At 36.8% G+C, this 13,892-nt stretch carries 15 protein-coding genes and 1 tRNA gene; 7 read left to right on the plus strand and 9 right to left on the minus strand.

Annotated elements, in window-relative coordinates:
• The first annotated feature begins 4 nt into the window (after positions 1-4).
• The gene (locus C5469_RS23365; protein ID WP_242689333.1) at positions 5-586 is read left to right on the plus strand and encodes an MFS transporter; all 582 of its coding nucleotides are present in this window, start codon (positions 5-7) and stop codon (positions 584-586) included.
• Positions 587-1,123: 537 nt separating this feature from the next.
• Here C5469_RS23365 and C5469_RS00190 read toward each other — a convergent pair.
• Both C5469_RS00190 and C5469_RS00195 read right to left on the minus strand, forming a co-directional pair.
• Positions 1,124-2,059, minus strand: coding sequence for a 2OG-Fe(II) oxygenase family protein (locus C5469_RS00190; RefSeq protein WP_166300739.1), 936 nt, complete (start codon positions 2,057-2,059; stop codon positions 1,124-1,126).
• 1,053 nt (positions 2,060-3,112) lie between these two features.
• Complete coding sequence (locus tag C5469_RS00195) at positions 3,113-4,045, minus strand: 2OG-Fe(II) oxygenase family protein (protein ID WP_166300742.1); 933 nt, start codon at positions 4,043-4,045, stop codon at positions 3,113-3,115.
• 771 nt (positions 4,046-4,816) lie between these two features.
• Here C5469_RS00195 and C5469_RS00200 point away from each other — a divergent pair.
• Genes C5469_RS00200 through C5469_RS23370 form a run of 3 tightly spaced genes read left to right on the plus strand, consistent with a single transcriptional unit; the run spans position 4,817 to position 5,974 of the window.
• Positions 4,817-5,380, plus strand: a complete 564-nt coding sequence (locus C5469_RS00200) for a DUF2975 domain-containing protein (RefSeq protein WP_166300745.1) — start codon at positions 4,817-4,819, stop codon at positions 5,378-5,380.
• A gap of 9 nt (positions 5,381-5,389) precedes the next feature.
• Positions 5,390-5,596: a helix-turn-helix domain-containing protein gene (locus C5469_RS00205; RefSeq protein WP_166300748.1), complete on the plus strand. Its 207-nt coding sequence runs from the start codon at positions 5,390-5,392 to the stop codon at positions 5,594-5,596.
• Positions 5,597-5,656: 60 nt separating this feature from the next.
• On the plus strand, positions 5,657-5,974 hold the full coding sequence (locus tag C5469_RS23370) for a hypothetical protein (protein WP_242689334.1): 318 nt from the start codon (positions 5,657-5,659) through the stop codon (positions 5,972-5,974).
• A gap of 168 nt (positions 5,975-6,142) precedes the next feature.
• Here C5469_RS23370 and mltD read toward each other — a convergent pair whose 3' ends face one another.
• The gene (gene mltD / locus C5469_RS00215) at positions 6,143-7,504 is read right to left on the minus strand and encodes a murein transglycosylase D (protein WP_166300751.1); all 1,362 of its coding nucleotides are present in this window, start codon (positions 7,502-7,504) and stop codon (positions 6,143-6,145) included.
• A 71-nt stretch (positions 7,505-7,575) separates the two neighbouring features.
• Positions 7,576-8,328 carry a hydroxyacylglutathione hydrolase gene (gene gloB / locus C5469_RS00220; RefSeq protein ID WP_166300753.1) on the minus strand — a complete coding sequence of 251 codons (753 nt, stop codon included), beginning with the start codon at positions 8,326-8,328 and terminating at the stop codon, positions 7,576-7,578.
• Between the two features lie 43 nt (positions 8,329-8,371).
• Between gloB and C5469_RS00225 the strand changes: the two genes are divergently transcribed.
• Positions 8,372-9,088 (plus strand): methyltransferase domain-containing protein, encoded by a 717-nt coding sequence (locus C5469_RS00225; RefSeq protein WP_166300756.1) that lies wholly within the window; start codon positions 8,372-8,374, stop codon positions 9,086-9,088.
• Here C5469_RS00225 and rnhA read toward each other — a convergent pair.
• Positions 9,085-9,555 carry a ribonuclease HI gene (gene rnhA / locus C5469_RS00230; RefSeq protein ID WP_166301619.1) on the minus strand — a complete coding sequence of 157 codons (471 nt, stop codon included), beginning with the start codon at positions 9,553-9,555 and terminating at the stop codon, positions 9,085-9,087. The two genes, C5469_RS00225 and rnhA, sit on opposite strands and share 4 nt — an antisense overlap.
• Positions 9,556-9,611: 56 nt before the next feature.
• Here rnhA and dnaQ point away from each other — a divergent pair, with 56 nt between their 5' ends.
• Both dnaQ and C5469_RS00240 read left to right on the plus strand, forming a co-directional pair.
• Complete coding sequence (dnaQ, locus tag C5469_RS00235; RefSeq protein WP_166300759.1) at positions 9,612-10,358, plus strand: DNA polymerase III subunit epsilon; 747 nt, start codon at positions 9,612-9,614, stop codon at positions 10,356-10,358.
• Between the two features lie 129 nt (positions 10,359-10,487).
• Positions 10,488-10,564 (plus strand) — tRNA-Asp (locus C5469_RS00240).
• Between the two features lie 111 nt (positions 10,565-10,675).
• Here C5469_RS00240 and C5469_RS00245 read toward each other — a convergent pair.
• The 4 genes from C5469_RS00245 to C5469_RS00260 all read right to left on the minus strand — a co-directional run bounded on the left by C5469_RS00245 (position 10,676) and on the right by C5469_RS00260 (position 13,878).
• Positions 10,676-10,927: a helix-turn-helix domain-containing protein gene (locus C5469_RS00245; RefSeq protein WP_166300762.1), complete on the minus strand. Its 252-nt coding sequence runs from the start codon at positions 10,925-10,927 to the stop codon at positions 10,676-10,678.
• Between the two features lie 684 nt (positions 10,928-11,611).
• Positions 11,612-12,280 carry a helix-turn-helix transcriptional regulator gene (locus C5469_RS00250; protein WP_166300765.1) on the minus strand — a complete coding sequence of 223 codons (669 nt, stop codon included), beginning with the start codon at positions 12,278-12,280 and terminating at the stop codon, positions 11,612-11,614.
• Positions 12,281-12,297: 17 nt separating this feature from the next.
• Positions 12,298-12,981, minus strand: coding sequence for a helix-turn-helix transcriptional regulator (locus C5469_RS00255; RefSeq protein ID WP_339413195.1), 684 nt, complete (start codon positions 12,979-12,981; stop codon positions 12,298-12,300).
• A gap of 147 nt (positions 12,982-13,128) precedes the next feature.
• Entirely contained in the window at positions 13,129-13,878 is a 750-nt protein-coding gene (locus C5469_RS00260; protein ID WP_166300768.1) for a PAS domain-containing protein, read from the minus strand.
• Positions 13,879-13,892 lie beyond the last annotated feature (14 nt).

The raw sequence follows: 13,892 nt of genomic DNA on the forward strand, positions 1-13,892 counted from the left end.
TATAATGAAAGATAATAAAATATTGTTTTCATTTATTGTTATTTCCACTTTAACTTGTTTTGGCTATTTATCAGATAGCCTAATAGCTCTTAGCTTTATGGAGCAGGGATTAAATGGAAGCCATTATAGTTTTGCCATGTGTCTTTCAGGTGTTTCAGGTGTTTTAATTGGTTTAGTATTTGGAAAGTATAAGATTAACATATCTTTAAGTATTATGTTATCTTCATTCTTTTTGTGGGGATCGGGGTATCTTTTAATAGGAATAACAAATCAATTTAACGATTTATTTCCTGATAAAATCAATTTGTTTTTTATATTTTTAGCAATGGTAATAATAGGAATAGGATCGTCTATGAATAATATTATTGTCACCATTTATATGCAGAAATTCGCAACTAATGATAACTCGGCTAAAATATTTGGTTTAACGTCAATTTCTGTTGGTTTTTCCATGTTTATTGGCCCTTTGATAGGCTCCACAATATCTTATTTTTTTTCCACAAGCATCGTTTTTTTCACAACATTTATAGGTATTTTTTCAACCATAATTGTGATTATTTTAATAAATCGTAAATCCACGTCATGACACAGTTTTACTGAGGGCCAGTGAGTGGATATACAATAAAAGTTATGCCTAAGGAGGTAATATCATGCAAGTGGCAAAATGGGGTAACAGCTTTGCCATACGTCTGCCTTCTACTGAAAAACGAAATTTTGTGACATAGCTGTATGTATCTAATATATATTGATTTGGCTGTCCTAGATCAAATTACTTATCTAGGACAACCCCTAATTTTATTTAAAAATTCTTTAAAGCCTATTTCAATAATTAAAGATTTTTCATGTTTATTAAGGATATATGTATTCGTTGATATTTTACTAAAGCTATTGTCAATCGAAATCACGTAGAAAAACCTGTTTACACGGTTCTATATCTCTCGATTTTAGAGAGGGAAGTTTGTTGCAAACAGGTTGCGATTGTCAGCAGAAATCATCTTTTACTATATAATTAAATCTATTAATAATGCCAGAATTCTGCCGCTTTATAGTCTGGCGGATTCCTATTTATATCTACCATTTATATTCAAACTACAATGTCTTAGATTTATTGTGACGAAAATATTTATAAAACGCTATCATTACTATCGTATGTCCGACCCAATTCCTGGGTGGCAAAGTCTTTGACGGATTGTACTTTGATTGGGCCTTTTGAACCATATTTGTAGATATTGCCAGTCGCGTTATTATCTAAAAGCATCACATATGACATTCTATCTCGCTGTCCATTTCGTTCTGTACGAACAACACCATGTATATTAGCCCGAACTTTCGTCATTAAATCTTCTGTAAGTACTTCGATTGAACTACCAAAGTTAATGATCAGGTAACCAGGAACGGGATCGATAGCCAAAAGCTCATCATCTATATAAGCCAACAGTCCACGTTCAGTTGTTCTTAAGATAGTTATCCATCCTAGATCTCGATGAAATTTGGAGCCTCGGGTAGCTTTCTCTGAGCGGTAATGATTAAATCCAAGCATCTGATGTCCGAGTCCTTCCGAAAGACCATCAGTGACTAATTCCCAGTCACTACGGGGAATACCAACATGATTTAACACTGAGCGTAATATACATATACCTATGTGTGCCATCTGGCGACCAAGTGTTGCGACCTCGGTTGGAATTAAGTTCCAATGTTTTCGTTCGAGATAGAAATTTTCCCATTGATCATGTTTTCTATCGAAATAACCTTCGTAGCCGTTGGAAAAAGTGCATGATTTGAATCCTGTATAGGGACGAAGTTCTCCTTCCGTGGCGGGTTCAAAGAAGTGATATGCAAATCGATCACCGTATTCAAAATCCATATATGATGGAACCTCCAGAAGGAAAAAACCATGTCGAATAGCCTGGTTAAATCCATCATCATCAGTAAAAACAAGGTCGTCTCCTTCTAAATGTGAGCGTACTATGTTTGCTGATTTATAAGTTTTTGCTGCGATTATTTCGGATGGCATTGGTGGTAGTTTAATTGGAGATCGCATTGTTGATGAGGTTTTCATGATTATGGTCCTGCGATAATGTTAAAAGGACTATTAAATTAGATGAAATTCGTAAATAATTTCTTCAATCTTCTTCTTTTGAAAATTGAGGAATGGTTTTACTAGTGTAAAAATTCTGTTTTTGTCATATTGATAGAAATATTAATCCTCCCATTTTGTCCAATTGTGGGTTAAAAAAGTAAAGTTACCTTTACTCGACATTGCCAGTTTTTTTAGAAAAGAAATGATATATAATTATTTGTCATAGCTATAAGTGGCAATCTCGCCACATATGCATTTACATAATTAATTTTTCTTGTCTATGTAATTAATATATGGCATAGAAAGAATTAAAATGCAAATTCCCACAATAAAAATACGATGTATTTTTTGTTAAAAATTTATTTTTAATAAAAATCTTATAAATCATTTTGTTATGTTTTTATAAATATGATAATTTATAGGTGAAATTTTCCCAGAATTGGAATTGGTTCTGCTGTGATTATCGGTATTGAGGAGGATAATGAACGATCTGTTTAATAATGGTTATTTTATAGGCATATAAATTCAGACTCAGATTTTGGGTTTAAACGTTGTAAGAGATTAATATAATTATCTCGTGCAGTAGAAAGTTTATATAATTGTTATGATTAGAATGATAATTGATTGAATACCCATTAATTTGAGGTTATTTTTTCATAATTATCCTGTGTTGTAGAAATAATTTATTTTTTTCATTCTATTACGAATTGGATCTTGCTCACATATACTGCTATTTCATCATCTGCTGATGATGGGTAACTTAAAGAGATGAATAGGCAATATTGTTAACAATATAATTTTATTCAAAAATTCTTTAAATATTAATTTAAGGGCTGAGGATTTGTCATATTTATTAATGATATACGTATTTTCTGATATTTTTTACCAAAGCTGGTATTAATCAAAAGCATGTGGAAAAACCTGTTTACACTCTTATTCCTATTTTCTCGGTTTTAGATAGAAAAAATTTGTTGTAAACAGGTTGCCAGAAAATAGATTTAACATATCTGGTGCTTTCATTAAGGCAGCAATCTATAAAGTGTTATCATCATCGTATGCCCGGCTAACTTCCTGGGCAACAAATTCTTTAACGGATTGAACTCTGATTGGGCCTTTTGGGCCATATTTGTAGATATTACCAGTCAGATTGCTGACTAAAGACGTTGTATATGACATTCTATCGCGCTGCCCGTTTCGTTCGGTACGAACAACGCCATGTATACTAGCCCGAACATTCTTGATTAAATTTTCTGTCAGCACTTCGATTGAACTACCAAAGTTAATAATTAGGTAGCCAGGAACGGGATCGATAGCCAAAAGCTGATTATCTATATAGGCCAAAAGACCCCGTTCAGTTGTTCTTAGGACTGTTATCCATCCTACATCTCGATGAAACTTGGAGCCACGGGTGGTTTTCTCTGATCGGTAGTGATTAAACCCCATATTCTGGTTTCCCAGTCCTTCTGAACAGCCGCCTGTGACTAATTCCCAGTCACTGCGAGGAATGCCAACATAATTTAACACTGAGCGTAATATGCATATACCTACGTGTGCCATCTGGCGACCAAGTGTTGCGACTTCGGTTGGAATGAGGTTCCAGTATTTCCGTGTGATACGGAAACTTTCCCATTGATCATGTTTTCTGTCGAAATAACCTTCGTAACTACTGGGAATGGCGCATGATTTGAATCCTGTATAGGGACGAAGCTCTCCTTCTGTGGCAGGTTCAAAGAAATGGTATGCAAATCGATCGCCGTATTCAAAATCCATATAGGATGGCGCTTCCAGGAGGAAAAAACCATGCCGAATGGCTCGATCAAAGCCGTCATTGTCAGTAAAAATTAGCTCGTCCCCCTCCAGATGGGATCGTGCCATGTTGACCGATTCATATGTTTTTAAGGCTATGCTTTCAGATGGCATTGGTGGTAGTTTCACTGTCGTTCGCATTGTTGAGGCGTTTTTCATCGTCGTATTCCTTAGGCGTAGTGATAGGATTTTTGTGTTATTCGTGAATATTTTCGATTCTTGGATGAGATTTGTTAGCCATTCATAATGGTATACAATCTTCCATTCTTATCAGTTCGAAATAAAAGAAGTTTGGAAATGGAATCTGATAAGTTGTATTCAACATAATGTATCTCCACTTTGTTTATTTTTGGGTTTGAAGAATTTTTTAAATATATTGTTCTTTGTCTATTATAGTGTATTAATCCGTTTATTCATTATACCCAGGTTTTAATAATTGTTTTTTTATCGCTATTTTTATTAGCGGTAAATATGGTTATTTTTATAGTTGTTATTAATAACACTGGCAATGTGAATTATTTAGTGAATTGATATTTTGATAGCGGATGTATTTAGTCTTTATCTTAATAGGCGTTTATACCCAATAGATTTCAAGTTGCAGTGCGGCGGCAAGAGAACGCCTCCCCAGGAGCATAGATAACTATGTGACTGGGGTGAGTGAGTGCAGCCAACAAAGAGGCAACTTGAAGGATAACAGGTATATTCCAGATAATGAATCCACATACCCGGTGAAGCATCTTTTGCCTATAAGAAAAAACGTTCGTCCACTTTATCGGTTCATTTTTACTTTCCCAAAGATGCTTAAAAAACAATCTGTTACTTAATTGCCCTAATCCAAGGTGTGATATTATTATCGTTTTACGATAAGAAAATGTTGTTTTGTGGTAATTTTTGGTTATAGTGTGAACATGTTTGGTGATGGGGGTAAGTATGACAGACTTTTCAAAATTGGATCGAGTGACTAACCTTAGCTTAGTGATATCTAAATTTTCTCTGTTAATCATCACGGTGGCTATTATAATTAACATTTTTAGTTGGTTGAAACCAGAATTGATCCTAGAGAAGTATGGACTTGGATTTTCTCTCACGGAGAGAATATTACCTAACTTTGATATGTACTCTTTCAGTTGGTGGCAGCTTATTGGTGGAATTCTCATAACAAGTATCCCGTTGTCATCATTAATATTTAGCTTGTGGGCTTTACATCAACTGTTTAGAAGTTATAGTCAAAGGGATTACTTTTCAAAGAAAACAGCAAGGTATTTAGGATTTGCTGGTTGGGGAGTGATTGGTTGGAGTGTGTTAGATATTCTATGTGAGCCTTTGCTAACGTTATGGTTAACGATGAATGAGTCGGCGGGAAATCATTTTATGTCGATAAGTCTAACCACCGGCCATTTTGTTGCTTTTTTTCTTTCAGCTTGTCTGGCTATAATTTCTCGTATTCTTTATCAAGCCTGTGATATATACGCTGAGAATCAGAGTATTATATAGGGGTGCACTGTGTCAATTCATATTACTCTGGATGTCATGATGGCAAAGAGGAAGGTTAAATCTAAAGATCTCGCGTTATCAATAGGAATTACCGAACAGAATCTTTCGTTACTAAAAAAAGGAAAGATTAAGGGAATTAGATTTTCTACTTTAAATACTATATGTCAATATTTGGAGTGTCAACCTGGAGATATACTGGAGTTTAAGAAAGATTAGTTGGTTAGTGTTAGTTAGTACTGTTAATTGTTAGATTAATTTAGTAAATAAGGAAAAGAGATGAAATTTCTATCATATGCTTTATTACTTGGTTTGGCTTACATTCCGTTTTCTTTTGCGGAAACATCAGTAAATGATGTTAATAATGAAGTTCATGCAAATGAAAAAGGTGCCTTGAGTAAATGTACGGATTTACTGCCCAAAGGGCATTCATACACAATTAGTATTGTTGGAAAGTCAGATAAAAAAACGGCGAATGCAGATGGAAAATTTAAAGGAAAGTTTGATGTTTCCGATGAAACAAAAAAACCTTTAGATAAGAAAAGAAGTGAAGAGGTAAAACCTTTTATCCAATGTGTAATTGATACTGTACTGTGATCTAAGATTTGTTTAAAGATAAAGTGCCTTGCAAATTTAGTTTTATTCCGCCGGATGTAAAGAAAATGGCCCCACCCCAAGAGAGGGCCATCTATTATTGTCATCCTTAAACCACCTCTCAGGGAGGTGGTGATTGCTTCAACAATAAACCACCACCTGGAAAATATTTTAAGCTTCATCAGAGAATTCATCGATATAAAGCGTTAACTCAATTCCAGGTTTTACATCTGTAATTTTTATGCCATCATTCCAGCTCATTAAGTCTTTAATATTAATACCGTGACGTTTAGCAATGCTGGCAATTGAATCACCTTGACGAACGCGATAGATAATGGCGTTGTCATTATTTACTCTTAATGTCTGCCCAATTTTCAACAAATTGGCAGTTCTTAGGTTATTCATACGCTGCAATTCACGGATAGAAATATTAAACCGTTTTGCAATTACGGATAATGTATCACCTGAACGAACTTTATATTGGCTTTGTTTATTCAGACGGAGGTTATTTTTAGCAACTTCCTGACGAATATTGTTTAAAACTGCTCCATCTGCCAATGAATTTTTAAACTGATCAACTTTTGACTTTGGCAGCATAATATAATGTGGGCCGTTAGGGGATGTCACTCCTCGCTTATATCCGGGATTGTATGCCTTAATAGAAGTCAGGGACATGCCTGCCATTTCTGCGGCTTGAGATAGCGTGATTTGCTGCCCAACATCAACTTGTGCAAGAGCCCGTTGATTATTAGGTTTTGGCAGCGTAACGCCATATTTATCGCTATTGCGGATGACATCACTAAGCGCCAGAACTTTAGGCACATAGAGCGCAGTTTCTCTCGGCAGTGATAATGACCAGAAATTTGTCGGCTTGCCTTTTGCTTCATTTCCTTTCATTGCACGTATAACACGGCCTTCGCCACTGTTGTAAGCAGCAATAGTCAGTAACCAGTCGCCATTGAACATTTTGTTGAGGCGTTGCAACAGGTCCAATGCGGCAGTTGTTGAGGCGGCAACATCTCGGCGTGCATCGTACCATTTATCTTGAGTAAGACCGTAGTTGCGACCAGTATCTGGGATGATTTGCCACAGACCTGCTGCTTTAGCATGTGAGGTAGCATGCGGGTTAAAAGCACTCTCCACTATGGGTACCAGCACCAGTTCCATCGGCATATCGCGCTGTTTGATCTGCCCGACTATCCAGTACATATACGGTTCAGCCCGTAAAGTTACATCGTGGAGATAGCTCTTGTGTTTTAAGTAGTAATTTCGTTGTTCACGAACCCTGTAATTGTCAGGGATCTTCATCTTCAACTCATCACGGATGTATCCCCACAGCTCTTGTTGAGTGCCAGGATCACCATCCTTCCAGTAGGCAGCAAACTGACCGCTATCATTAGTTGCTGCCTTGCCTGTTTTCAGACTCGTTGAAGACGAATTCTGTGCCCGTTGCCCGGCTGTCGTTGACCAATCTGGCCCGGATTGACAGCCAACCAGCAAGACAGATGCGAACAGAATCGCTTTTGTCTTCATGATTAATTTTTATAGTTGCTTAAAAGACGAGCAATAATACTTACCTTATCTTGATATGGCAACTATCTTAATCAGAATTGGTCTTTATTCACTCTGAGTTGACGGAAAACGACGGAAAGCGGTTGGGTGTTGGGCTCAATTCCAATATTTCTTTGCAAATCAACATCATCACACTTTAAGAAAAGGTTAATTTTTTTCTCAATTTGTAACGTGGTTGGTACTGTTGGTTGATTGTTTTCCCTCATTTGAGTTACTTTTTGCTGATATTCACTGATGGCCTGATTAGGTAGAATCGCATGAGCAAATTTCATATTAGAAACTGTGTATTCATGAGCGCAACAGATGAGTGTGTCATCAGGTAGCGCGGCTATTTTCCCTATAGATGTATACATTTGTTCAGCAGTGCCTTCAAAGAGGCGTCCGCAGCCACCGGAGAATAATGTATCCCCACAAAAGAGGTAAGGTGCTTGATAAAAAGCAATATGTCCCAGAGTATGGCCTGGAACATCTATAACTTGGAAAGAAAAATGACCGAAATTGATGATATTACCGCCACGTACTATCATTGTGGCACCTTTGCTCTGTGTTTCCTTTGGACCGTATACTGGTAGCTCAGGGTATTGATCAAGAATGCCTGGAACGCCACCAACATGATCGTGATGGTGATGGGTAAGTAGAATCGCATCGGGTATCCAGCCATGCGATTTTAAGGTATCAAGAACAGGTTGTGATTCCGCCGGATCGATGATTACAGAGTGCCTATTTTCATCACAGAGTAACCAAATGTAATTATCCGAAAGGGCAGGAATACTGATAAGCTTCATTGTATGCCTCTTATTAACAGCAGTTTATTAAGGAAAAGAAGTCGTGAAATCTGCACATACAATACAGAACATGAACCCCCCGGCTTCTTGGGCTGATTTACCTTGGGGGGAATATTACCGTGCCGCTTTGGAACGTCAATTACAACCTTGGTGGCAGAAAATATTTGGTTTCCATCTGTTGAAAATCGGTAACTTGAGTGCCGAAATTGATAGTAAAGAGTGTCCAATCTTTAATCAGATTAATGTCGGTAAGGAAGGGAAGAATATGCAGGTGATTACCGATCCTTACCATCTGCCATTTGAAGAAAAATCGGTTGATGCTTGTTTGCTGAGTCACATGCTGGCTTACAGCGATGATCCTCATCGATTGTTACGGGAAGTTGACCGAGTGATAATTGATGATGGTTGGATTATCATTAGTGGCTTCAATTCATTGAGTTTGCTTGGCTTAGGGAAATTAGTGCCCGGATTATGGCGCTGTCGACCCTATTGCAGTCATATGTTTTCCCTGATGCGCCAACTTGACTGGTTAAGTCTGCTTAATTATGAAGTGCTGTATCGCGGGAATTTTCAAGTATTACCCTGGCGAAATGAAACTGGCTTTTTTAATCGACACTTGCCTGTGTTTGGTTGTGTCAGTCTGATTATTGCCCGTAAACGAACATTACCATTAACTCTAAACCAGATGAAAGTAACGTTGTTAAAGCCTAAATTAAGCAGTGCAGTTGGCGCAACAAAATGTTATCGAAAGCGCAATTAATCTGTATTTTCGATATACCCGACGTCTATTTCTGTTGGTGAGTTTGCCGCGGTCCGAGCCAATTCATCACAACGTTCATTTTCACTATGCCCAGCGTGGCCTTTGACCCATTGCCAGTCAATATCATGGTGGGTAATTGCTTGGTCAAGGCGCTGCCACAAATCTACATTGCTGACAGGGGATTTATCTGCTTTACGCCAGCTGCGTTTTTTCCAGTTATGAATCCATTGAGTGATGCCTTGACGCACATATTGGCTATCGGTGGTTAGTATGATTTTACAAGGGCGGGTTAGCGTTTCCAGGCCAATAATAGCAGCCATCAGCTCCATTCTGTTGTTAGTTGTGTGATGAAAACCTTCACTAAGGGTTCTTTCGTGTTGTTGATAGCGTAATAAAACACCGTATCCACCTGGCCCCGGATTGCCCAGACAAGATCCATCGGTGAAAATTTCTACCTGCTTGCTCATCTCTGGTAGACTCTTCTTATTCAATCCAAAACCCTAGTCTGACATAAAAAGGCATTATGAGCACTGCAATTACACGACAAATTGTCCTTGATACCGAAACCACCGGTATGAATAAACTAGGTGTTCACTATGAAGGACACAAAATTATTGAAATTGGGGCTGTAGAGGTCATTAACCGCCGTCTGACTGGGCGCCACTTTCATATCTATATTAAGCCAGACAGATTGGTCGATCCTGAAGCATTTGAAGTTCACGGAATAAGTGATGAATTTTTGCAGGATAAGCCGCTGTTTGCTGATATTGCCGATGAGTTTATTGAATTTATTCGCGGCGCTGAGTTGATCATCCATAACGCTCCCTTTGATATCGGCTTTATGGATTATGAGTTTGGGAAACTGAACCGTGATATCCCGCCCACTGCTGACTTCTGCAAGATTACTGATAGCTTACAACTTGCAAGAGCATTATTTCCCGGGAAAAGAAACAACCTTGATGCATTGTGTGATCGTTATGATATAGACAACTCTAAGAGAACCTTGCACGGAGCATTACTTGATGCGGAGATATTGGCTGATGTCTACCTGATAATGACAGGCGGGCAGACTGCTCTTGCATTTTCGATGGAAGGAGAAGTGTCTGGTGGTGCTAATGCATCTGAAGTGCAGCGTATTACTCGTCCTCAAACTGAGTTAAAAGTTATTTACGCAACAGATGAAGAACTTGCGGCTCATGAATCCAGATTGGATTTAGTTGAGAAGAAAGGTGGAAGTTGTCTGTGGCGTACAAATTCTGGACAGAGTTAAAATAAAATTGCAGATAAATTACCTTTTGGGGTGAAAAGTTGATCAGGTGCGCCTTTTTGTTATAAAAAACATTGACGGAATGAATTTGGGTTCGTAATATTCACCACGTTCTCAACCAGAACGCTGCGCGGTGCGGTAGTTCAGTCGGTTAGAATACCGGCCTGTCACGCCGGGGGTCGCGGGTTCGAGTCCCGTCCGCACCGCCAAAATTCCGAAGCCCTGGGTAATCTCCCGGGGCTTTTTCGTTTCCGTTACATCTGCGTAATAATCTCTTTATAGACAATGGCGAAATTGCATTGAAATAAGACATCAAAATGCTACCAACACTCTATGCTTCTTATCAGGAACTTATTTTCTTTGCCGGGTTTATAGCGTGATGGCCAAATATCGGATGGATGTAAACCTAATTCGATAGCTATCAAGGCTTCTCCCTTTGGCCATGGGCGATGTAAGGCATTACTTAGTGTAGATGATGCCAGACCTGCTTTGCGGGAAACCGCTGAAAGATTTGTTCCTTGTTTTCGTAGAGCTGCAATAATATCTGCCGGATGCCAATCTTGGATATACATGAATAATCTCCTGATTTTAATTATAAGGAAATATTGATAACAAATAAATCATCGATATTTTTACTGTTTAATAGTAATTAAGCACAGATTATCAATTAGGGTGAATTGAGCAGGCTATAGAAAAGAATACTTAATAATGAAACAAAGATATCACCTGTATATTTATGGTGTTCTTTATGAATGTAAAAGTCAAATTCATTATTCTTGCGAAGTATTATTAGTTTAATAGCTACATTGATTTATAGTTTACCATGGGTACTTTAATCATATTTTTCTACAATATGATATGAAATTTTAGTTTCACTAGTGATAAATCTATTTCTGATATTATGGCAGAGTAAAAGATTATTACCCGCTTTTTTTGTAATGATATGTTGTTAATTGTCTAAAGTATAATAGATACAGGCGGTTAATTTCCAATGTAATGAGATATTGTGAAAATTACCTCTATATGTATTTTGAGACCCTATGATCACGTTCTTTAAAAAAGTAGAAAATTGATTAACTGGTTTGGATGATCTTTCGTCAACATGCCGTAATAATAAAATTTTTAGAAAGTTTATTGATTTTAATAAAAATTATATTAATATAATTAAAGTGGGATTTTTTATCTTCTCTGAAAGATTGATATTTTACCTTGATAATGTGATGTAACTTATAATAAATTGAATATAAAGATAGTATTTATATGTAAGGAAATAAAAATTTTTCCGGTATATAAAAATTAAAATTATTTAATCGGCAATATTCCTCTAGCTGAGAATAAGAATTAATTTCTAGTTTTTTATATACTCTTTCCATATGATTTTCTATAGATAGATAAGGAATGTTAAGTATTTGACTAATTTTCCTCTTGCTGTGTTTCTTTAGGAAAAGAAAAATAACCTCCCATTCTTGCGGTGAAAACTGTTTTGAGGGAGAGCAAAACATAATGGAAGGTGGCAATTTTCCATTAAAAAATTGTTTCAAAGAAAAGGCTTCGGATTTCTGCCCGTGGAAAATTATGCCAATACATTCATTATTTTCGTTATAAAAAGGAAATTTCTCGAATAAATATGAGGAAATAAGTCTTTCTTTGCCAAATATATGTGTTTCTAATGAATATACACTTTTCCCCAAATGCATTACTGTTCTATCATGTCGTTGAAATTGTTCTTCATAGGTAGCACCTGCCCAGGGTAATTCACTATCAAAACGCCCTTCGACATTAAAATCAGCAGGAATATTTTGTAACATAGCCATTGCTTTATTTTCATAAATAAAACAGGTGCTTATATCCTTAATTCCCCAAGGATCATAGCTATTTTTCATTGTGTTTATTATCTGTGCTGATATATCGTTTTTAGTTTTCATATTTTTTACTTTTAATATTATATAAACATTTTACTTCCTGGTTTTAAAAATCTTTCAGGAACATACAGATCGAAATCATTAAGGCGACAATACTCTTCCAATTGTTGACCAGAGTTGATACCAATTTTCTTATATATTCTCAATATATGCGTTTCTACAGTGCGATAAGAAATATTCAATATTCGTCCGATTTGTTTACTGGTGTATTTCTGTAAAAATAGGAAAATAACATCCCATTCCCGTTGAGTAAATAATTCAGAGGGTGGCTGAAACATGATAGAAGCGGGGAGCTTACCATAAAAAAAGCGGGTTACAGAAAAGACTTCAGCTTTCCAGGCATGAAAAATGGTACCAACACATTCATTATTTTCATTATACAATGGGAACTTTTCGAAGAAATACGAGGAAAGTAATTTTTCTTTACCATATAAATGTGTTTCTAATGAACATATTCTTTGTTCTGATTGCATTACTGCTCTGTCATGTATCTGGAATTGTTCGGCAAATTCTGCACCAGCCCATGGTAAATCATTGTCAAGACGTCCTTCGACATTATAACCAGGAGGAAGATCTCGCAGCATAGCCATCGCTCTGTTTTCATAAACAAAGTGGGAACCTCTATCTTTAATTCCCCATGGTTCATCACTGGTTTCCATCATATTAATAATTTGAGGAGATACCGCTAATTTGTTGTAATGCACAATGTAATTCCTATTTTATCAGAAAATATCCAAATTTTGGTCTTAATTCTGGCCGTATTTAAGTCATGTTATTAGTGAAAGTTTATATACCCGTCATCTTTCAAGTTGCTTCTTTGTTGGCTGCACTCACTCACCCCGGTCACAGAGTTATCTATGCTCCCGGGGATTCGCTCCCTTGCCGTCGCGATGCATCTTGAAATCCATAGGGTATAAATCTCTGTTGCCTATAGCGGAAAACCTTTCAGGAACGTAAAGGTCAAAACCATTTTCTTTGCAAAAATCTTCCAGTTCTATATGCAGCGGTAGATTAAATTTTCGGTAAATTGACTGAATATGATTAATTGTATCCTCTGTACTAATCATTAACTCTTCACTGATGCTTTCTTCATCTAATAAGCGAAGGGCCAAAAAAAGAACTTCCCACTCAATTTGAGTTAGTGTGTCATTAGGCGGTGTGAATTTCAGAGCTTTTGGCGATGTTCTTTCATAATAGTAAGAAACAGAAAAGTCTTGCATTTTATACAGATGAAAAGTGATACCGATACAGTTACCATGTTCATCACAAAGTGGATATTTATCACAGAGGTAGGTTTGTTTAACTTTATTCTTCCCAAACAAATGGGTTTTAAATGAAGTTACTTTTTGCATAGTTTGAATGACTTTTTGATCTTGATGGTTGAATTCTTCTTCATATTCTGCAATGGTTGAGGGTAATTCACCTACTGAAAGCCCTGCAATGTCGAAATCTTCAGACAGGTTAAGTAACTGGTAAAAAGCTGGATTTGCATATATAAATCTTGACTGGCAATCTTTAGCTCCCCATGGTTCATCACTTCTTTCCCACATATAAAGTAATTGCGGAGTGATATTATTTGGTCTGTTTTTCATATATGACATAAGAATCGCCTAAT

Origin of the sequence: Photorhabdus cinerea, assembly GCF_011189575.1 — a bacterium.
GTDB lineage: Bacteria > Pseudomonadota > Gammaproteobacteria > Enterobacterales > Enterobacteriaceae > Photorhabdus > Photorhabdus cinerea.

What these genes read in the sequence shown, in the direction of transcription:
- C5469_RS23365 (WP_242689333.1), top strand. Translation starts at nt 5, where the DNA reads ATGAAAGATAATAAAATATTGTTTTCATTTATTGTTATTTCCACTTTA.
- C5469_RS00190 (WP_166300739.1), bottom strand. Translation starts at nt 2,059, where the DNA reads ATGAAAACCTCATCAACAATGCGATCTCCAATTAAACTACCACCAATG.
- C5469_RS00195 (WP_166300742.1), bottom strand. Translation starts at nt 4,045, where the DNA reads ATGAAAAACGCCTCAACAATGCGAACGACAGTGAAACTACCACCAATG.
- C5469_RS00200 (WP_166300745.1), top strand. Translation starts at nt 4,817, where the DNA reads ATGACAGACTTTTCAAAATTGGATCGAGTGACTAACCTTAGCTTAGTG.
- C5469_RS23370 (WP_242689334.1), top strand. Translation starts at nt 5,657, where the DNA reads ATGAAATTTCTATCATATGCTTTATTACTTGGTTTGGCTTACATTCCG.
- mltD (WP_166300751.1), bottom strand. Translation starts at nt 7,504, where the DNA reads ATGAAGACAAAAGCGATTCTGTTCGCATCTGTCTTGCTGGTTGGCTGT.
- gloB (WP_166300753.1), bottom strand. Translation starts at nt 8,328, where the DNA reads ATGAAGCTTATCAGTATTCCTGCCCTTTCGGATAATTACATTTGGTTA.
- rnhA (WP_166301619.1), bottom strand. Translation starts at nt 9,555, where the DNA reads ATGAGCAAGCAGGTAGAAATTTTCACCGATGGATCTTGTCTGGGCAAT.
- dnaQ (WP_166300759.1), top strand. Translation starts at nt 9,612, where the DNA reads ATGAGCACTGCAATTACACGACAAATTGTCCTTGATACCGAAACCACC.
- C5469_RS00245 (WP_166300762.1), bottom strand. Translation starts at nt 10,927, where the DNA reads ATGTATATCCAAGATTGGCATCCGGCAGATATTATTGCAGCTCTACGA.
- C5469_RS00250 (WP_166300765.1), bottom strand. Translation starts at nt 12,280, where the DNA reads ATGAAAACTAAAAACGATATATCAGCACAGATAATAAACACAATGAAA.
- C5469_RS00260 (WP_166300768.1), bottom strand. Translation starts at nt 13,878, where the DNA reads ATGTCATATATGAAAAACAGACCAAATAATATCACTCCGCAATTACTT.